Raw genomic sequence first — 18,573 nt, forward strand, 5'->3', positions numbered from 1 at the left:
TTTCATTCTATAAAGTCTTTTTCTTAGACATTGTTTTGGGAACCGGTTGAATTCATTTCAAACTGGCTATCTGAGCTTTATTGTAGGTTATCCAGTCCATAATATCTTTTCGCAATGGCTGAAGGGTAAGTATTTTTTGGAAATCCGCTATGGAGTTATTAAACAAAGCGACACAAGTAGTCTTATCTACTGCTTTTTTGGCTTTATAAGATTTGAAAATAGCGTAGTCCTTATAAGCTAACCCTCTGTTCTGGAACATTTGAGTGTCCTCATCTCCACTAAGTTCACTCGCTTTTGTGAAATCCTTTATAGCCGCAGTATAAAAATTCTCACGCATAGTATTTAAAGATTCTTTTGGATCATTTGCAATATTTAACCGTGCCTTTCCCCTGTAATAATAGGCCGAAACCTCGCTTGGTTTCAAAACAATTAAACGACTATAGGTTCCTATGCATTTTTCAAATTCCCCATTCTGGAAATAAGAATAGCCTAACATTTGTAAGATTTTTGTATTATCCGGAGTTTTTGCATCGGCTTTTTCCAACTGTGAAACCGCCGTTCTGTAATCTCCTTTAAGCATTGCATCCATAACTTTTTTGTCGTTACTATTTTGAGCAAAACTATTAGTGGAAGAAAAAATGATTAAACCTAAAATGGTTTGTTTAATATAGTTCATGTACTATTTATAAGTTAACAATTAAAATTTCATTGGATAAACGAATGAAATATTTACGCAATATAATTCAAATCTCAGAAATAAAAGGCTTTATTTTTTTTACGTGCGCCCAATTTATTTTACAACATCATTAACGTGCAAAGTTCCAATATATGATATTTGGCGCACAATTAATATTATACTGCCTTTTTATCATAGTGCATCGCTTATTTGGATATAACTTCAACTTAAAGCATCTTTGGCACAAGAGTTGAATTTAATACATGCATTAAAAAACACACAAATTACCTGCGATAAAACTGCCAGTTTGTCGTTTCATAGCATTATAATGAGTAAAAAAGATATATTTGATTTTAATAACGCCATGCCTATAATTAACGAGGACACGGAATTTTTTCCTTTAATGTCCCAACAGGATGAGGATGAAATGAATAATGAGGATACTCCTGAAATCTTAGCAATTCTACCACTGCGTAATACTGTTTTATTTCCAGGTGTTGTAATTCCCATTACCGTTGGAAGAGATAAATCAATTAAATTGATTAAGGAGGCCTATAAAGGGAACAAGATAATCGGGGTTGTTTCCCAAAAAGATGTATCCATAGAAGATCCAACTTTTGAACAGTTGAATTCCGTCGGAACAGTTGCAAACATTATTAAATTATTGCAAATGCCTGATGGAAACACGACCGTCATCATCCAGGGTAAGCAGCGTTTCCGACTTTTGGCGGAGGTGCAAAATGAGCCTTACATCACCGCGTCTATCAAAAAGTTTGAGGAACAAAAAACGAAAGTTGATAAGGAATTTAAAACACTAATTGCATCGATTCGTGAAATGTCTGCTCAGATTATTCAACTTTCACCCAATATACCGAGCGAAGCGAGCATCGCCTTAAAAAACATTGAAAGCAATTCGTTTTTAATAAATTTCATATCGTCAAATATGAATGCTGAGATGGCCGATAAGCAAAGAATTCTTGAAATGGATAATTTGCTTGAAAGGGCTCAGAAAGTGATGGAGCTTTTAATGGTCGAATTGCAAATGCTCGAATTGAGAAATCAGATTCAATCTAAAGTTCGTACTGATTTAGATAAGCAGCAACGGGATTATTTTTTAAATCAACAGTTGAAAACCATTCAGGAAGAACTAGGTGGAAATTCAGCAGATTTAGAATTCGATGCACTTCAGGAGCGCGCTAAAAAGAAAAAATGGTCGAAGGAGGTTTATGCCCATTTCGATAAAGAACTTGATAAATTAGGCAGAATGAATCCGGCCGCACCAGATTATTCAGTTCAGCTTAATTATCTGGAATTGCTCTTGGATTTACCTTGGAGTGAATTTACAAAAGATAATTTTGACCTTAAAAGAGCACAACGTATTTTAGATAAGGACCATTTCGGTCTCGAAAAAGTTAAACAGCGTATAATTGAATATCTGGCAGTGCTGAAGCTTAAACGCAATATGAAAGCGCCAATTTTATGTTTAGTAGGCCCTCCGGGTGTAGGTAAAACATCTTTGGGAAAATCTATTGCCAAAGCTTTAGGCCGTAAGTATGTACGGATGGCTTTAGGTGGTATACGTGATGAAGCTGAAATCAGAGGTCACCGCAAAACATACATCGGCGCTATGCCGGGCCGTATAATTTCATCAATAAAAAAAGCCGGTGCAGACAATCCTGTTTTTGTCCTGGATGAAATCGATAAAGTTGGAACCGATCATCGTGGCGATCCATCGTCTGCTTTACTGGAAGTACTTGATCCAGAACAAAACAACGCTTTCTATGATCATTATGTGGAAATGGATTACGATTTATCAAATATCCTGTTTATAGCCACCGCGAATTCTTTAAGTACCATACAACCCGCATTATTAGATCGTATGGAAATCATTGAAGTTAACGGTTATACAATTGAAGAAAAAATTGAAATCGCCAAAAAGTTTCTATTGCCAAAACAAAAAGAAAATCACGGGTTAAAATTGAAAGATATCATTCTGAAACCTGTCCTGATTGAAAAAGTAATTGAAGATTATACCCGTGAAAGTGGCGTTCGTGGTTTAGAGAAAAAAATTGGTTCGCTCGTTCGCGGAGTCGCAACAAAAATCGCGATGGAAGAGCCCTACAATATTACTTTAACGCAGGAAGATACCGAACGCATTTTAGGTGCGCCTATTTACGATAAAGATTTGTATGAAGGCAACGAAGTTGCCGGGGTCGTTACAGGATTAGCTTGGACAAGTGTTGGCGGCGATATTCTTTTTATCGAATCCAGTTTAAGTCCAGGTAAAGGAAAATTAACCCTGACTGGTAACCTGGGCGATGTAATGAAAGAGTCAGCTGTAATTGCATTGGCTTATTTACGTGCACATGCTGCAGAATTTGGTATCGATTATACACTATTTGATAATTGGGATGTTCACGTACACGTGCCGGCCGGAGCAACGCCAAAAGATGGTCCTTCTGCTGGAGTAACCATGTTAACCGCACTTACATCTGCATTTACTCAACGTAAGGTAAAACAGCATCTGGCAATGACTGGTGAAATTACGCTGCGCGGAAAAGTTTTGCCAGTAGGTGGAATTAAGGAAAAAATACTGGCTGCAAAAAGGGCAAACATAAAAGAAATTATTCTTTGCAAAAGCAATCGAAAAGACATCTTAGAGATTAAAGAAAGCTACATTAAGGATTTACAATTTCATTACGTTACAGAAATGAGTGAAGTAATCGAACTCGCTTTACTTAAAAACAAAGTTAAAAAACCGATTGATTTAAGCATTAAAATTAGTCCGATTGTTAACTAATTTGTAATATTCTGATTTATTTCAGTGCTCGATCGACAAATTCCATTTACAATAGATACTTTTAGTCCTGATGAATTAATCAGGACTTTTTTTATGAGATCAATTTTTACTTTTCTTTTGATGTTGTTTTTGCTGACCGCCGCCAAGGCACAGAATTTTAGGAACGAGTTTGGTTTTAAAACAGAAAACGATGCTTATCTGGCCACTTTGAACGATAGATATTATACGAACGGACTATTCATCTACTATCGCAGGGCGATAAATCCGGAAAAAATCGGGCAAAATATTGAAAAGAAAATTTACGAAATTTCAGCAGGCCAAAAAATGTATACACCTTATTGGGGGCAGGTTGCAAAAAAAGAGGATCAGGATCGACCATTTGCCGGCTATTTATACGCAGGTGCAGCATATTCTATATTTTACAAAAAGGAAACTGTACTAAAAACTAGCATTGAAGTAGGCACTATCGGACCAAATTCATTGGCACAGGACGCACAGAAATTTCTTCATAAAACCGTTGGATTTTATACACCCGCAGGCTGGGAATATCAAATCAGAAACGAGATGGCAGTTAATTTATCGGGTAATTATAGCACACTTATACACCGTTCAAGCGACAATGCGATAGACCTTAGTGGTCAGGGCTATGCAAATTTAGGAACTACTTTTACTGGTCTGGGCGCTTCCTTACTTTTTAGAGCAGGCAGATTAAATCAATTGTTCAATAGCAGTTACCATAATGCGGTTATTGGGGATTCCAGAACCAAAAAACTAAGCAATTCTGAGTTTTTCTTTTACGCTAAGCCACAGATAAATGTTGTGGCTTATGATGCAACTATCCAGGGAAGCATTTTCAACAACGACAGTCCTGTTACGTTTGATGTTAAGCCACTGATATTTGAACAGCAGTTTGGTGTAAACTACAGCTCTAAAAGATTTACAGCAGATTTCAATATTATTTTCAAAACTAAAGAAGTTAAAAGTGCTGCAAAAGCACAAAATTACGGGGGCCTAAGTTTATATTATAGGTTTGGAAATTAGGCTCACTCTAGATTTGGTTTTCTCCTACTTTCTTTTTTAAAAGCCTTAACCGTTTTATTTTTTAACCTGCTTTCAATAACAGATTTAGGAGTTTTAGTAGGCTTCCTCTTTTTTGGAACATGCAGTGACTTCTTAATCAACTCTAATAGTTTTACGATTGTTTTTTCCTTATTCAGCAACTGGCTTCTATCCTCCTGTGAAATAATGTGGATACATCCCTCTGCATCCATCCGTTTTTGCAATTTGGCTTTTAACTGTTCTTTTACCTCAACGGAAAAAAAATTAGCATCATCAATATTAAAAATCAATTCAACTTTACTCGAAACCTTATTAACATTTTGTCCGCCTTTACCACCACTTCTAGAAGTTTTGAATTGAACTACCTTTAAAATTTCAGCTCTGTCGGGTACCATTATAATTAATAATTATTATTTATAAGTTCAAAGATATGCATCAAAACAGGATATAAGCAGGTCTATATATTTTATTATAATTTATACAATTTTGTTTATTCGTTTAGAAATTTTAACTTCAAAAAATCATTCTGATAAGCGCCTATTTTATACGTTCATATGACACTGAAATCCTTTGGTCAAAAAGTTGTTTCTTTTCTTAAAACAGCACTATTTTCCTTTATTTGTATCGTTTTCCTATTCCTTCTTATCTGGACTTTTTGCTATTCTCTGCATATTTTTTATTTATTTGTTTTAACGTTAATTGCAGCAATTGTTGCCTTTTTCAAAAAGCAAAACAGAAAATTTATAACGATAACATTGTTAATCGGATTAGGTATTTTTATCTTATCAACACCATATAATTTAAAACAATATAACCGTCACGCAGAGGCTTTTCAAAAACAAATAAATAACGGCTATCATTTAAATTTTAAAGAAAAATGCGGAATATATGGTACACTGTTAATTATCACTGTGGGCGATATCATTCCGTTTCCCGAAGCTAGTATTCAAAATTTCTATTTATTATTTCCCAAAAAAAGTAAAACTAGAATATTTTATGATGATGACTATTTAGCTGCTCCTGATATACAAAGGCTACTTAACACAAAAGGCAAACAGCAAGTGGCCTGGAATAAATGGGGTGAACGTTTCAATCAGAATTTCAGATTTGCAGCCGCATACGATCCATGTACATTAGAAGTTACCGATGAAGGAAATCAGAAAAAAGCAACACTCGTTACTTATTTTCACTATCGAAAAAATTACACCACCCATAATGCTAATCACTATTTATACGGTCTGTTTGCTTTTCGTATTGATGAAGGATTATTCTGGTATTTACAACATGAAGGCTGGTTACATCCATACACTTCAGTGTGGATAGCAAAATTTGATAAATAGATAATTATAGATTTTAATTCAGCATTCTTTACATCTTTTTTACCTTTGCGGTACAATGAATAAAAATCTGGTAATAGCCATAGACGGCTATTCATCTTGCGGAAAAAGTACATTAGCAAAAGCGTTAGCAAAAAAATTAGGCTTTATTTACGTTGACAGCGGCTCAATGTACCGCGCCGTAACGTTATTTTTTTTAAGAAATAAAATCGATATCTCAAATGATGAACAGGTTATTGATGCCTTGCGCCATATAGAATTGAATTTTCATTCACGTGATTATGAATCACATATTACTTTAAACGGCGAAGAAGTTTCTGACGAAATACGCTTAATGCCAGTATCTGAAAATGTTAGCGAAGTTTCTGCACATAAAATTGTTCGCCATGAAATGGTAAAACAACAACAAAGAATGGGCAAATCTAAAAATATTGTTATGGATGGGCGCGATATTGGCACAACCGTTTTTCCTGATGCTCCTTTAAAATTTTTCATGACGGCAGATCCTAAAATCAGAGCCGAAAGAAGATTTAAGGAACTTGAGAACAAAGGTAACAATAGCACAACATTAGAAGAAGTCTTTGAAAATTTAGCTCATCGTGACTACGCAGATACAACAAGAAAAGAAAGTCCGCTGGTTAGAGCCGATGATGCCATCATTTTAGACAATACAGATTTAACCCAGGAAGACCAGTTAGCCTTTGCAATAGAAAAAGTAGCCCCATTATTGGGCAATTAACGCAAATAGTTTATTTTTTCATATTTTTAGCCATTAACCCGTTCGCCATTATGAAATTAAAGCTGACTACATTTCTACTTTTTATTTTTACAGTACTGACGCTTAGTGCCAACGCACAAAAAGGCTGGATTAATCTTTTTAACGGGAAAGACTTAAAAGATTGGAATGTTAAGATTTCTAAACACAACTATAAAGATAATTACGCTAACACTTTCCGCGTCGAAAATGGGGTAATGAAAGTTAGTTACGACGGGTATACTGCCTTCGACCAACAATATGGACACATATTTTACAAAAAGCCTTTCTCTGCATACTTATTAAAAGTTACCTACCGTTTTATTGGTGAACAGGCTAAAGGCGGCGAGGGCTGGGCTTTAAGAAATAGCGGCGCCATGCTTCATTGTCAGGATCCTGCTACAATGCTTAAAGATCAGGATTTTCCAATTTCTATTGAGGGACAGATTCTAGGCGGCGACGGAGTACATGATAGACATACAAGCAATGTTTGTACACCAGGCACCCAGATAGATTTTCAAGGCAAGTTATTTACCCAACATTGTTTGGATTCTAAATCTAAAACCTATAGCGGCGAACAATGGGTTACCGCAGAATTTTTGGTACTTGGCGATTCGGTAATTAAACACATCGTCGAAGGCAACGTGGTTTTAGAATATAATAAGCCGCAAATTGGTGGTGGCAATGTTTCTAATTACGATCCTAAAGTTAAAGTTGATGGAAAACCATTAACATCCGGTTACATTTCATTACAAAGCGAGAGCCATCCTATTGAATTTAAAACTGTTCAATTGTATAATCTTGAGCCTTTTGTTAAAAATAAAGTTAAACTTAATAAAGTGCTGGATAAAATACTTAAAGATTAGAAATCACATTTCCATTAGAGTAAACCTCATCATAAATCAACTTAATCGCTTTTTTTGCTAACTAATAAGGGCTAAGCTTTTAGCCTTATTTTTATTCTATCAAAACTGAGCGTAATTCAAATGGCTTACACCATTGCGTATTACATACTAAATCTTATTGGGGTTGCAGCTACTCTCCATCATACAGTTCGGCCACTAGACGTAGCAACTGTACCGACCGAAGTTGTTAATAATGATATGGAATTGAACATTTTTCAGCATCATAAACGCATGAAAAGATTTTCAATTCTATTGATTCTATCAATAATAACAGCTAAATTATTTGCTTGCTCTTGCGTTTCAGGTACCATTACCGAAAATTTTTACAAAGCAAATTTTGTAGCAATCGCAGAGATTTTAAAAACAAATACCAATGAGAAAGGAAAAGATTTTTATACGGTTGACATTAGCGTTAAAGAACTTTATAAAGGAATTTCATCAAGATCCATTAATATCGGAGGTTATAATGGCGTGCAACAGTGGAGTTCTTGCGATATAAAACTCATCCCGGGAAGTAAATGGCTATTTTTTGGATATAAAGATAAAAAGGGAAAATTTTATTCTGGCTATTGCAGTATGCAAAGAGCTGACGACCATAATTTTATTAAACGAAAATGCGCTTTTATATTATCTGTTTTAAAAAAGAATGCCGGTAATTTTGTTGAAAAAATACCGTATAACCTCCCGTATTTAAACTATGACAATTATAAAACCTATAGCGCTGATAAAACCGGGATGTACTGCCTGTTCTCTGTTAAACTCGATTCCAATTTAAATATTGAAAAAATTATTTTCTATACAGATGATAATGAAATTATAAAAAAAAAGCTTCAGAATGAACTTAAAAAATGCTCTTTCAAGGATTATGCAATTAAAAATAATCTGAACACATCGCAGGGTTTCTCTTATATTTTTGAAGTCTATCCTTATACCCCAATTGCTGAACCAGACCTAAGAATACATGGATTATAATGTATTATTTAAAATATTAATGTAGTGTATTAAAGTATTTCATAATTTTGGAACTCTTAGCACGATGTTTGTACCAAGCGTCGTTAAATTTTGTATAAATCTGCCTGAAGAAATCTAAAAATTATGTTTAAAATTTTCTTTGTATTCATAGCGCTGTCCGTATTTTCAACCCATATAATCGCACAAGATACCTACCGCGTTACAGCAGATAAGTTGAGGGTTAGGGAAACCCGCGACCCAAAAAGTAAGGTCATCAGCAATATATCACAAAATGACAACATAATAGTTTTAGATGCCAGCAATGCTAAGTTTTACAAAGTAAAATTGAAAAACGGAGAAGGCTGGGTGAGTAAGGAGTTTATACAAAAAGTAGAACAAGCTCCTGCACAGCATGCCAGCAGTGCTGTACCGAATCCCCCACAACAAAATTCCGGTATAACAAAAGAGGTTATCTATCGCGTAACCACCGATAACCTGAGGGTTAGAGCACAGGCCGACCCGAAAAGCAAAGTAATAGGCTACCTCCCTGAAAATGAAAATGTAGCTGTTATCGATTCGAGCAATGCCAGCTATTTCAAAATCAAGGTTACCAATGGAGAAGGTTGGGCAAGTAAAGAATTTCTGACCAGGATTTCGCCTGTTAGCCAGCCCACTACTTCGGAGCCGGCAGCTGCAGCATCAGTACCAAAAGAAACTAAAGATTATGCAAGCATTGTCTTCTTTGCAATTGTTGCGCTGATATTGTTTACTATTCTTTATTTCTCAATAAAATATGCAAGTGGAAATAAGGTCTTAATCGCTTTTTCGGTAATCGTAATATTGGTGATCGGATATTTTTGCTTTATTACTTTTATACAGGCTAAAGTTGTTTCAGGAACTTATACGAGTAACGAAGATATACAATACAAGAATTTTAACTTTAAATCGAAAGATTCTGTTACGGTTACAGATGCTTACACGGATTCCGTTTTCACATCGAAATATGTTATCGATGGTGAAATGATAAAACTTTATGATCAACAAAACACAATAATGCTTTTAATCAGAGATGAAAATACCTTAATTGGTGAAGGCTTTACCAGAGGCACATTTACTAAGAATTAATACGCGCCTTCACCTTCGTCGCAATCTTTATCTTTAAACCCGAAAAGCAGAATAGCAGACAGCGTAGCGAGAACTATGAGCGATAAGGGGACTGGTTGAACACAATTACAAAAGGTGCACTTCCAAATCTTGATTTAAACCTTACCCCCCTACTGGCTGCCCATCTGATAGAAGGAAATTACACAACCCTAATTTCATCGTCAACTCTTATTCGTTGTTCCTTTATCCCTACTTACAAGTACCCAATCTTAATACTTGATACTAAATACCTGATACTATTTTATAATAACCTAAAAATCAGCAACATTTATTAAAAAAATCTTTTCTATTAATTAAAATATTTTTACCTTTGCAGTCCCTAAATAGGGAAAAAAGGAGATAATTAATTAATGGCTAAAAAACAAGTAGCAGAAAAAGAATTAGCAGCAAAAACAGCTGAGCTTCAGGGAGAAGGCGGACGCCTGACTGAAAAAGAAACTATTGAATCAGAAGCTGATTCAGTTTCGATCGAATCGATCAAATCATCATTAGCAACACCAACAGAAGATTTCGATTGGGATGCAGATGAAAAAGTTTTCGGTAATTACAATGACGCAGACCGTAAAAAGTTTGAAGATATGTATGCTGGAACATTCAATCAGATCACTAAAGGTGAAATTATCAGTGGTATCGTTGTTTCAATAAACAACAAAGACGTAGTGTTAAATGTTGGTTTTAAATCAGACGGTTTAGTTTCTACTTCAGAATTCCGTGATACACCAGATCTAAAAATCGGCGATTCAGTTGACGTTTTCGTTGAAGCACCAGAAGATGCTAACGGTCAATTGATCCTTTCCCGCAAAAGAGCAAAAACCCAACGATCATGGGAAGCAATTAACGAGGCTCTTGAAAATGATAGAATCATCAATGGTTTCGTTAAGAGCCGTACTAAAGGTGGTTTAATTGTTGACATCATGGGTGTTGAAGCTTTCTTACCAGGATCTCAAATTGATATTAAACCTATCCGCGATTACGATGTATACGTGGGTAAAACAATGGAATTTAAAGTTGTTAAAATTAACCATGAGTTTAAAAACGTAGTTGTTTCTCATAAAGTGTTAATTGAAGACGATTTAGAAAGCCAAAAAGTAGAAATTGTTTCTAAATTAGAAAAAGGTCAGGTATTAGAAGGTACGGTTAAAAATATTACTGATTTCGGTGTATTCATCGATTTAGGTGGTGTTGACGGATTACTTCACATTACTGATATTTCTTGGGGCCGCATAGAGCATCCGAAAGAGGTATTATCATTAGACGAAAAAATCAACGTTGTTGTGTTGGATTTCGATGATGAGAAAAAACGTATCGCTTTAGGATTAAAACAATTAACTCCACACCCTTGGGAGAATCTGGATACCGAAATTCAGGTTGGTTCTAAAGTAAAAGGAAAAATCGTAACTGTTGCAGATTACGGTGCTTTCTTAGAAATCATCCCAGGTGTTGAAGGCTTAATTCACGTTTCTGAAATGAGCTGGTCGCAAAACTTAAGAAATCCTCAAGAATTCTTAAAAGTTGGTGACGAGATCGAAGCTGAAGTTTTAACTTTAGACAGAGATGAGCGCAAAATGAGCTTGGGTATTAAACAATTATCTAACGATCCATGGCAGGAAGTTGCTGCTAAATTCCCAGTTGGAAGCAAGCATAAAGCAACCGTTAAAAACATGACTAACTTCGGCGTATTTGTTGAAATCGAAGAAGGTATCGATGGTTTAATCCACATTTCTGATTTATCTTGGTCTAAAAAAGTAAACCACCCTAACGAATTCACTAAAGTTGGTGATGTATTAGATGTAGTTGTTTTAGAATTAGATGTTGATAACCGTAAATTAAGCTTAGGTCACAAACAATTAGAAGAAAACCCTTGGGATACTTTTGAAACTATCTTCACTTTAGATTCTGTTCACCAGGGTACTGTTGTTAAAGTAACTGATAAAGGTGCTGTAATTGCTTTACCATACGGCGTAGAAGGTTTCGTACCAACTAAACATATGGTTAAAGAAGATGGCTCTACGCTTAAGGCGGATGAGACTAACGAATTCAAAATCATTGAGTTTAATAAAGAAGCAAAACGCATCGTTGTATCTCACGCCCGTATCTGGGAAGAGGTGAAAGCAGAAGCTGTTGCTGAAGAAAGAGCTACTAAGAAAAAAGAAGCAAAAGCTGCTGTAACTGCCGTTAAAAAAGTTAAAGATTCTGTAGAGAAATCTACTTTAGGAGACTTAGACGTATTGGCTCAATTGAAATCGCAATTAGAAGGCGAAGAAAGCAAAGCTAAAAAAGGCTAGTTCTTTTTAACTAATATTAAAAGCTCCCTGATAAAATCAGGGAGCTTTTATTTTATAGTGATTTTTATACCATTTAAATTTCCCTAATAAAAATTTGTAATAAAAGAATGGAAGCATCAGCGGATGGTGTTCTCGCAAATGCTTTTTGGTTGCATTATGCAGGTTTTGACCTAAATTGACAGTTGTTGTTTTGTTGTATCCATCAGAATGAAATACACCAAGTGTCGCATCAGTTTTGATTAGCTTAAATCGTTTATAGGCTTTAAGAATAAACCAGATGTCCATTGAGAAATGATTGTCGACAGGAAATTCACCAATTTGTTCCTGGACTTTTCGGGTATAGAAATAGCTTACCGGATTATTCGGAAATAAATTTAACCAATATTGTAAAACATCTTTGTACAGGATTGAAGGCACTCTCAATGTACTTTCAGAAGCGCTCTTGAAAATCAGGTTTCCAATAACCATGTCGGCATCTTTATTCGCCTGAAAAACAGATACAACATGGTCAAAAGCGCCGGGTAAAAATTCGTCGTCTGCATTTAAATAAACAATAACATCTCCCGAACTTAATCTAAAAGCTTTATTCATAGCATCTGATTGCCCCATATCTATTTCCGAAATGTATTTTATATTAGGATACTCCTCAATGATGGATGTGGTATTATCTTTTGAACCTCCATCAACTATGATATGTTCGAAATTAGGATAACTCTGAATCAAAACACTTTCAATAGCTCTCCTTATATACTTTCCTGAATTGAAAGATGGCGTAAGCACACTAATTTTCGTCATTATCATCCATAATATATTGATAAATATTACTTATTAAATATAATTGATATGCCAATTGGTTAAACCAATAAAAATACCGTAACAGGAATATTTCAATCTGGTTGTTTCTCAGGTATCATTTAGAGTATTTACATAACACGATAATTGCTATTTTTGATTTACAGAATTTATCTGGTATGAAAAAAATCGCATTTATATGTTTACTTAAGCTTTTTAGTTTAAATATAATCGCACAGGAGATTAATATTGTACCACTACCGGCTTACGTAAAACTCGAGGCTAACAAAAAATCATTTTTAATAAATACAGAAACACAAATCGCTTTTACCGATTCTTCATTAATCAATTCAGCAATCTTCCTGAGTGAGTACATTCAGAAATATTATAAAGTAAACCTGAAGGTAACAAATGTTATACCTACCAAAAACTTCGTTAGCTTAATCCTGAATACAAAAATTAGCGAGTTTGATAATGCATACGCTTTAAACACACTGGACAATGGAATATCGATAACGGGCACTTCAGGTGCAGGCGTATTTTACGGTGTTCAGTCACTAATACAATTACTTCCAGCTTCAATCACAATTCCTTTAATAGTTCCACCGGTTAATATAATGGACCACCCGCGTTTCGACTATCGCGGAATGCATCTTGACGTGAGCCGTCATTTTTTTGAAGTAGATTTTATAAAACAATACATAGATTATTTGGCCTTTCATAAAATGAACTATTTCCATTGGCATTTAACTGATGATCATGGCTGGAGAATTGAAATAAAAAAATACCCTAAATTAACTGAAATCGGTGCCTGGCGTAATGGAAGTATTATTGGTTTGTGGCCTGGAAAAGGAAATGAACACATTAAATATCAGGTGTTACCAACAGAAATAAAAATTACACCGAAAGACGCTGTAATTAAAACAGACGGAATTTGGCATGGTGGATTCTACACTCAGGAACAAATTAAAGAGGTAGTTGACTATGCCGCTAAACGCTACATCACAATTATTCCTGAGGTTGAAATGCCTGCGCATAGCATGGCTTTACTTGCAGCATACCCCGAATTAGGCACTGAACCCGGCAAAAAATACGAGGTTGCTCAAACTTGGGGAATGATGAACAAATACAATAATGTGCTACAAGCATCTGATTCTACCTTTAAATTCCTTGAGAATGTATTGGCAGAAATGATGGATTTATTCCCTTCACAATACATACACATTGGTGGCGATGAAGCTTCTAAAATATGGTGGAAACAATCGGCAGTTTCTCAGCAAATAATGAAGAAGAATGGACTTAAAAACGAAAGCGAGCTGCAAAGCTATTTTATTCAGAAGATAGAGAAATTTGTAAACAGCAAAGGCAAAACCATCATAGGATGGAACGAAATTTTGCAAGGTGGCTTAGCCCCTAATGCTGTGGTAATGAGCTGGCAAGGCGAAAAAGGAGGGATTGAAGCGGCTAAACAAAATCATAAAGCCATTATGACTCCTGAGGATAAAGTTTATTTCAACCATGCTCAATTTATTAAAGAGGATAGCCTGACAGCAGGCAAACCCTCGCTCTTAGCTCATGTTTACAATTACGAACCTGTTCCTGCCGAATTAAATGCCGAACAGGCAAAATATATTTGGGGCGGACAAGGTTGCTTGTGGAGTGAATACATCACTAATCCCGCAAAAGTGCAGTACATGCTTTTCCCCAGGCTGGATGCATTAAGCGAAATTTTATGGAGTCCAAAAGAGCAACGAAATTATCCTGATTTTCAAAAAAGATTGAAAACTCAGTTTAGGCGGTACGATTTAATGGGAATAATGTATTCTAAAAGGCATCTAGAAAATTAACTATAAAATCGGCTTTTTAATTCTGGAGTCGGTACCCAGCAACGCTCCTGCCTCCCCCACCATTTATAACGGTTTTTTGCAACTATATCATAAATCCAATCGCGAATAAATTTTGGAACAATAATAAATACGTAAAGCAATGGTAACAAACCGTTTAGCTTTCTAGCAATTCTTAAGGCTGCTGAAGATTTAGTATAAAGTTTACTATTCTGTAGTAAAACAATGGAATTAATTTTACTAGTGTCAAAATCAAATTCAGGCAACATTTTTTTTGCAAAATCACTTTGAAGTGCCGTAAATTTAAAAGTGCTGTCAGCATCATGTTCAATAACAAACTGTACGGCTGCATTACACAGATTACAAACACCATCAAAAAAAATTACCGGGTTGTTCGACATATTGGTTGCAAAGGTATCTATTTTGCCTTATTCATTAAAACGCTACCTTCGTAGAAAAATACATCTATGTCAATTACAACCGAGGAAGAATTAACCGGCATGCAAAAAATAAGTAATGCTGTTGCCTATACACTCAAGGAAATGCGTAATTTTGCCAAACCAGGATTATCAACAAAGCAACTTGATGATTTTGGCGGTGAGATTCTAAATGATCTTGGTGCAAAATCAGCACCACGGTTAACTTATAACTTTCCTGGCTGGACCTGTATCAGTGTTAACAATGAAATAGCCCATGGGATTCCGAGTAAAAATAAGATTTTAAGTGAGGGTGATTTAATAAATATCGATGTTTCCGCCGAATTAAATGGTTTTTGGTCGGATAATGGTGGTTCATTCGTGCTGGGTGAGGATTTGTACAATCACAATATTCTTGTAAACGCTTCAAAAGCAATTCTTAAAAAGGCAATAAATAATATAAAGGGCGGTGTCCGGATAGCCGAAATAGGAAGGCTGATAGAAACAGAAGCCCGAAAATCTGGTTTTCGTGTAATTAAAAACTTAACTGGTCATGGTGTTGGAAGGAGTTTACACGAAGCGCCTCATGAAATTGCCAATTTTTACGACCGATACAATCAGGAAAGATTCAGAAAAAATACTACTGTAGCAATTGAAACATTTATATCTACTGCATCTAATATCGCTGAAACAGAAGAAGATGGCTGGACATTAACCGGAAACAAGGGCGGTTATGTTGCTCAACATGAGCATACCATCTTAGTTACCGGCGATAAACCAATAATTCTCACATCGGAAAACGATATCTGGAGATAACAATATCTAATTCAACTTTTCAACCTTAAAACATTTTTCTATATTTGCCCAATCCTTCTTCAATGCAGAAAAAAATAATCTTTGACGGACAAAAAATTCGGATAACAATTAAGAGGCTTTGCCGTCAGTTAATTGAAAACCACGATGATTTTGCAAATACTGTTTTAATTGGCATTCAACCCAGAGGAATTTTCTTAGCAGACCGCATTCAATCGGAACTTCAAAGCATTTTAAAAAACAAAAAAATATTAAAGGGAAATCTGGACATTACATTCTTCAGGGATGATTTCCGACGTAAGGATGGCTTGGTAACGGCCAGCAGCAACTCTATTGATTTCGTTATCGAAGGCAAAAAGATTATTCTGATTGATGATGTACTCTGGACAGGAAGAACAATACGTGCGGCAATGGATGCATTACTTGCATATGGCCGTCCGGAAAAGGTGGAACTTTTAGTATTGATAGACAGAAGATTCAGCAGGCATTTGCCAATTGAGCCGAAATACATTGGTCTTCAGGTAGACAGCCTGAACTCTCAACATGTTAAAGTAAGCTGGGCTGACGAAGGTGCAGAAGACAAAGTGATTTTATTATCCGAAAAACAATAAATAAAAATGGCAGCAGAAAAACTATCAACCCGACATCTTTTAGGAATTAAAGATATTAACCGGAATGATATTGAATTGATTTTCGAAACTGCAGATAATTTTAAGGAAGTAATTAACAGGCCCATAAAAAAGGTTCCATCGCTTCGTGATATTACAATCGCCAATATTTTCTTTGAAAACTCTACCCGTACAAAACTATCTTTTGAATTAGCAGAAAAAAGATTATCAGCTGATGTGGTTAACTTCGCTGCTTCCTCGTCGTCTGTTAGCAAAGGTGAAACGCTAATCGATACGGTAAACAACATTTTATCGATGAAAGTTGATATGGTTGTAATGCGTCATCCTTATGCTGGTGCCGGCCAGTTTTTAAGCAGGCATATAAAAGCGCAAATTGTAAATGCCGGCGATGGCGCACATGAACACCCCACACAAGCCTTGCTTGACGCTTTTTCCATTCGTCAGAAACTTGGGGATGTGACCGGGAAAAAAGTGGTTATCGTTGGAGATATTCTTCATTCGAGAGTAGCCATCTCAAACATACTTTGCCTACAGCGCTTAGGTGCAGAAGTTATGGTTTGCGGGCCGACAACGCTTATCCCTAAACACATTCATCAGTTAGGCGTAAAAGTTGAACACAATTTGATTAAAGCTTTAAACTGGTGCGACGTAGCCAATATGCTCCGCATTCAGCTAGAACGCCAGGATATAAAATATTTTCCATCATTAAGGGAATATGCGATGATGTATGGATTAAACAAGCAAATTCTGGATAACCTTGATAAGGAAATTATAGTGATGCACCCTGGTCCGATAAACCGTGGGGTTGAAATAACCAGTGATGTGGCAGACAGCAAGCAATCTATTATTTTAGAACAGGTTGAAAATGGTGTTGCAATCAGAATGGCGGTACTGTATTTACTTGCGAGCCAGGGTTAATGCATTTCTTCGCCAGATTTTATTCAGGAAGTAATTATACTTACGCCCTGTTAAAATCCAAAATCTTCATGTAAATACTGAAGTTTGCAAAAATCAAAATTTGCAATAACTTTCTGTCAGCTTTTTTATCAGGCCTACCCTATCTTTTATGTACTTAGAATTAAAAAAAGGGTTAGAAAAATCGTCAAAATGTTTTTGGTGGTAATCCATAAAAAATATCCAGAAACCAAAACTAAGATAAGGGATGGCGGTTATTTCCTTGTCAGATAAATGCCTCACTTTCCGATAAGATGAAACGACTACATTAAATTGCCGATCTGCCTCCTCCTGACTTATTTTATTGAACGTAGCGTGAAGCGAAAGATGAAGCCAAAACGTCATTATATCGTTTACCAATAAGCCTTTTCCCAGGAAGTCGAAGTCGAAAAAAGTAATTCGACCGTTATAATCAAAGTGAAAGTTTTTTGGAAGCAAATCATAATGGCAATATCCATAACTGAACTCAGAAAAATCAAAATCCTCAAGTTTAGCGATTATTTTGCTCGCTGTATTATTAATCCAGGCTAAATTTTCTGCGTCTTTTTCAAAAATCGGCTTTATCGACTGTATCGGCTGCCTGATGGTTGTATCCATATCATAAACCCGACGATCGAAAGGTAATACAATTGTAGAAGAAATGGTATGCATACGTGCCAATTCCGTTCCAAACTCAGTAAGTTGCTGATCGTTCATTGAATTAATGGATTCGCCCTGGGCATAACTAAATAAAACACCATACCTTGTGCCTTCTGCTGCATCGAACGCTATTATTTGTTCCTGATTTAAAGTAGTTATCGGATAAGATACGCTAGTCCCTTCCTCGCGGAGCGCATTCAGAAAGACTACTTCAGACTCAATTTCTTCCAGAGACCTATGGGTATTTCTATAAATCCTGAAGATAAATTTATCATCGATGGTCTCAATCAGGTAATGATCGTTTACACCCCTTAACAGATATTTACAGGAATGGATTTCAAATCCATATGCTTTTTGTAAAAAAACTTTCAGCGCTGCTGAGGATAAGGTAGAGTACTGCGTTGGAAAGATTGACATAATTGTTTAAGTTAATATTTTTTGATTAATATCCGAATCAAGAAGAAACATAGAATTGAATAACTAATAAAATTCCATTAAGTATTATTCACTCCAGCAGCAAATTGATGTAATAAGCTATTCTGTGAAATAGTAGGA

General features: G+C 35.6%; 17 protein-coding genes. 12 read left to right on the top strand and 5 right to left on the bottom strand.

Annotated elements, in window-relative coordinates:
• Window positions 1–52: 52 nt before the first annotated feature.
• Window positions 53–676 (bottom strand): tetratricopeptide repeat protein, encoded by a 624-nt coding sequence (locus tag ASF92_RS11505; RefSeq protein WP_056092662.1) that lies wholly within the window; start codon window positions 674–676, stop codon window positions 53–55.
• A gap of 328 nt (window positions 677–1,004) precedes the next feature.
• Here ASF92_RS11505 and lon point away from each other — a divergent pair, with 328 nt between their 5' ends.
• Together lon and ASF92_RS11515 are read left to right on the top strand one after the other, a co-directional pair.
• Window positions 1,005–3,476, top strand: a complete 2,472-nt coding sequence (gene lon / locus ASF92_RS11510; RefSeq protein WP_056092667.1) for an endopeptidase La — start codon at window positions 1,005–1,007, stop codon at window positions 3,474–3,476.
• Between the two features lie 93 nt (window positions 3,477–3,569).
• Window positions 3,570–4,517, top strand: coding sequence for a lipid A deacylase LpxR family protein (locus tag ASF92_RS11515; RefSeq protein WP_056092670.1), 948 nt, complete (start codon window positions 3,570–3,572; stop codon window positions 4,515–4,517).
• A 2-nt stretch (window positions 4,518–4,519) separates the two neighbouring features.
• On the opposite strand, the gene arfB is transcribed toward ASF92_RS11515, so the two are convergent.
• Window positions 4,520–4,930, bottom strand: coding sequence for an alternative ribosome rescue aminoacyl-tRNA hydrolase ArfB (gene arfB / locus ASF92_RS11520; RefSeq protein WP_056092673.1), 411 nt, complete (start codon window positions 4,928–4,930; stop codon window positions 4,520–4,522).
• A 360-nt stretch (window positions 4,931–5,290) separates the two neighbouring features.
• On the opposite strand from arfB, the gene ASF92_RS11525 reads away from it, so the two are divergent.
• From ASF92_RS11525 to rpsA, 6 genes are all read left to right on the top strand, one after another.
• Window positions 5,291–5,875 carry a hypothetical protein gene (locus tag ASF92_RS11525; protein ID WP_157263842.1) on the top strand — a complete coding sequence of 195 codons (585 nt, stop codon included), beginning with the start codon at window positions 5,291–5,293 and terminating at the stop codon, window positions 5,873–5,875.
• Window positions 5,876–5,930: 55 nt separating this feature from the next.
• Window positions 5,931–6,611, top strand: a complete 681-nt coding sequence (gene cmk / locus ASF92_RS11530; protein ID WP_056092678.1) for a (d)CMP kinase — start codon at window positions 5,931–5,933, stop codon at window positions 6,609–6,611.
• Between the two features lie 50 nt (window positions 6,612–6,661).
• Window positions 6,662–7,492 carry a DUF1080 domain-containing protein gene (locus ASF92_RS11535; RefSeq protein ID WP_056092681.1) on the top strand — a complete coding sequence of 277 codons (831 nt, stop codon included), beginning with the start codon at window positions 6,662–6,664 and terminating at the stop codon, window positions 7,490–7,492.
• 120 nt (window positions 7,493–7,612) lie between these two features.
• The gene (locus ASF92_RS11540) at window positions 7,613–8,503 is read left to right on the top strand and encodes a hypothetical protein (RefSeq protein ID WP_056092684.1); all 891 of its coding nucleotides are present in this window, start codon (window positions 7,613–7,615) and stop codon (window positions 8,501–8,503) included.
• 123 nt (window positions 8,504–8,626) lie between these two features.
• Entirely contained in the window at window positions 8,627–9,607 is a 981-nt protein-coding gene (locus ASF92_RS11545; protein WP_056092686.1) for an SH3 domain-containing protein, read from the top strand.
• Window positions 9,608–9,996: 389 nt separating this feature from the next.
• Window positions 9,997–11,931 (top strand): 30S ribosomal protein S1, encoded by a 1,935-nt coding sequence (gene rpsA / locus ASF92_RS11550; protein WP_056092689.1) that lies wholly within the window; start codon window positions 9,997–9,999, stop codon window positions 11,929–11,931.
• Between the two features lie 36 nt (window positions 11,932–11,967).
• On the opposite strand, the gene ASF92_RS11555 is transcribed toward rpsA, so the two are convergent.
• The gene (locus ASF92_RS11555) at window positions 11,968–12,726 is read right to left on the bottom strand and encodes a glycosyltransferase family 2 protein (protein WP_056092692.1); all 759 of its coding nucleotides are present in this window, start codon (window positions 12,724–12,726) and stop codon (window positions 11,968–11,970) included.
• A gap of 176 nt (window positions 12,727–12,902) precedes the next feature.
• On the opposite strand from ASF92_RS11555, the gene ASF92_RS11560 reads away from it, so the two are divergent.
• A complete protein-coding gene (locus ASF92_RS11560; protein WP_056092695.1) occupies window positions 12,903–14,570 on the top strand; it encodes a beta-N-acetylhexosaminidase in 1,668 nt (555 codons plus the stop codon).
• On the opposite strand, the gene ASF92_RS11565 is transcribed toward ASF92_RS11560, so the two are convergent.
• On the bottom strand, window positions 14,567–14,968 hold the full coding sequence (locus ASF92_RS11565; protein ID WP_056092699.1) for a thiol-disulfide oxidoreductase DCC family protein: 402 nt from the start codon (window positions 14,966–14,968) through the stop codon (window positions 14,567–14,569). The two genes, ASF92_RS11560 and ASF92_RS11565, sit on opposite strands and share 4 nt — an antisense overlap.
• A gap of 66 nt (window positions 14,969–15,034) precedes the next feature.
• Between ASF92_RS11565 and map the strand changes: the two genes are divergently transcribed.
• The 3 genes from map to ASF92_RS11580 all read left to right on the top strand — a co-directional run bounded on the left by map (window position 15,035) and on the right by ASF92_RS11580 (window position 17,343).
• The gene (gene map, locus ASF92_RS11570) at window positions 15,035–15,799 is read left to right on the top strand and encodes a type I methionyl aminopeptidase (RefSeq protein ID WP_056092702.1); all 765 of its coding nucleotides are present in this window, start codon (window positions 15,035–15,037) and stop codon (window positions 15,797–15,799) included.
• 62 nt (window positions 15,800–15,861) lie between these two features.
• On the top strand, window positions 15,862–16,407 hold the full coding sequence (gene pyrR / locus ASF92_RS11575) for a bifunctional pyr operon transcriptional regulator/uracil phosphoribosyltransferase PyrR (RefSeq protein WP_056092705.1): 546 nt from the start codon (window positions 15,862–15,864) through the stop codon (window positions 16,405–16,407).
• 6 nt (window positions 16,408–16,413) lie between these two features.
• Window positions 16,414–17,343: an aspartate carbamoyltransferase catalytic subunit gene (locus ASF92_RS11580; protein ID WP_056092708.1), complete on the top strand. Its 930-nt coding sequence runs from the start codon at window positions 16,414–16,416 to the stop codon at window positions 17,341–17,343.
• Between the two features lie 93 nt (window positions 17,344–17,436).
• On the opposite strand, the gene ASF92_RS11585 is transcribed toward ASF92_RS11580, so the two are convergent.
• Entirely contained in the window at window positions 17,437–18,435 is a 999-nt protein-coding gene (locus ASF92_RS11585; protein ID WP_056092711.1) for a phosphotransferase enzyme family protein, read from the bottom strand.
• Between the last annotated feature and the right edge of the window lie 138 nt (window positions 18,436–18,573).

The sequence above is a fragment of the Pedobacter sp. Leaf176 genome (assembly GCF_001424305.1).
Lineage (GTDB): Bacteria > Bacteroidota > Bacteroidia > Sphingobacteriales > Sphingobacteriaceae > Pedobacter.

Bases quoted from the DNA above. Each gene is read 5' to 3' on its own strand.
- ASF92_RS11505 (WP_056092662.1), bottom strand. From the start codon at position 676: ATGAACTATATTAAACAAACCATTTTAGGTTTAATCATTTTTTCTTCC.
- lon (WP_056092667.1), top strand. From the start codon at position 1,005: ATGAGTAAAAAAGATATATTTGATTTTAATAACGCCATGCCTATAATT.
- ASF92_RS11515 (WP_056092670.1), top strand. From the start codon at position 3,570: ATGAGATCAATTTTTACTTTTCTTTTGATGTTGTTTTTGCTGACCGCC.
- arfB (WP_056092673.1), bottom strand. From the start codon at position 4,930: ATGGTACCCGACAGAGCTGAAATTTTAAAGGTAGTTCAATTCAAAACT.
- cmk (WP_056092678.1), top strand. From the start codon at position 5,931: ATGAATAAAAATCTGGTAATAGCCATAGACGGCTATTCATCTTGCGGA.
- ASF92_RS11535 (WP_056092681.1), top strand. From the start codon at position 6,662: ATGAAATTAAAGCTGACTACATTTCTACTTTTTATTTTTACAGTACTG.
- ASF92_RS11540 (WP_056092684.1), top strand. From the start codon at position 7,613: ATGGCTTACACCATTGCGTATTACATACTAAATCTTATTGGGGTTGCA.
- ASF92_RS11545 (WP_056092686.1), top strand. From the start codon at position 8,627: ATGTTTAAAATTTTCTTTGTATTCATAGCGCTGTCCGTATTTTCAACC.
- rpsA (WP_056092689.1), top strand. From the start codon at position 9,997: ATGGCTAAAAAACAAGTAGCAGAAAAAGAATTAGCAGCAAAAACAGCT.
- ASF92_RS11555 (WP_056092692.1), bottom strand. From the start codon at position 12,726: ATGACGAAAATTAGTGTGCTTACGCCATCTTTCAATTCAGGAAAGTAT.
- ASF92_RS11560 (WP_056092695.1), top strand. From the start codon at position 12,903: ATGAAAAAAATCGCATTTATATGTTTACTTAAGCTTTTTAGTTTAAAT.
- ASF92_RS11565 (WP_056092699.1), bottom strand. From the start codon at position 14,968: ATGTCGAACAACCCGGTAATTTTTTTTGATGGTGTTTGTAATCTGTGT.
- map (WP_056092702.1), top strand. From the start codon at position 15,035: ATGTCAATTACAACCGAGGAAGAATTAACCGGCATGCAAAAAATAAGT.
- pyrR (WP_056092705.1), top strand. From the start codon at position 15,862: ATGCAGAAAAAAATAATCTTTGACGGACAAAAAATTCGGATAACAATT.
- ASF92_RS11580 (WP_056092708.1), top strand. From the start codon at position 16,414: ATGGCAGCAGAAAAACTATCAACCCGACATCTTTTAGGAATTAAAGAT.
- ASF92_RS11585 (WP_056092711.1), bottom strand. From the start codon at position 18,435: ATGTCAATCTTTCCAACGCAGTACTCTACCTTATCCTCAGCAGCGCTG.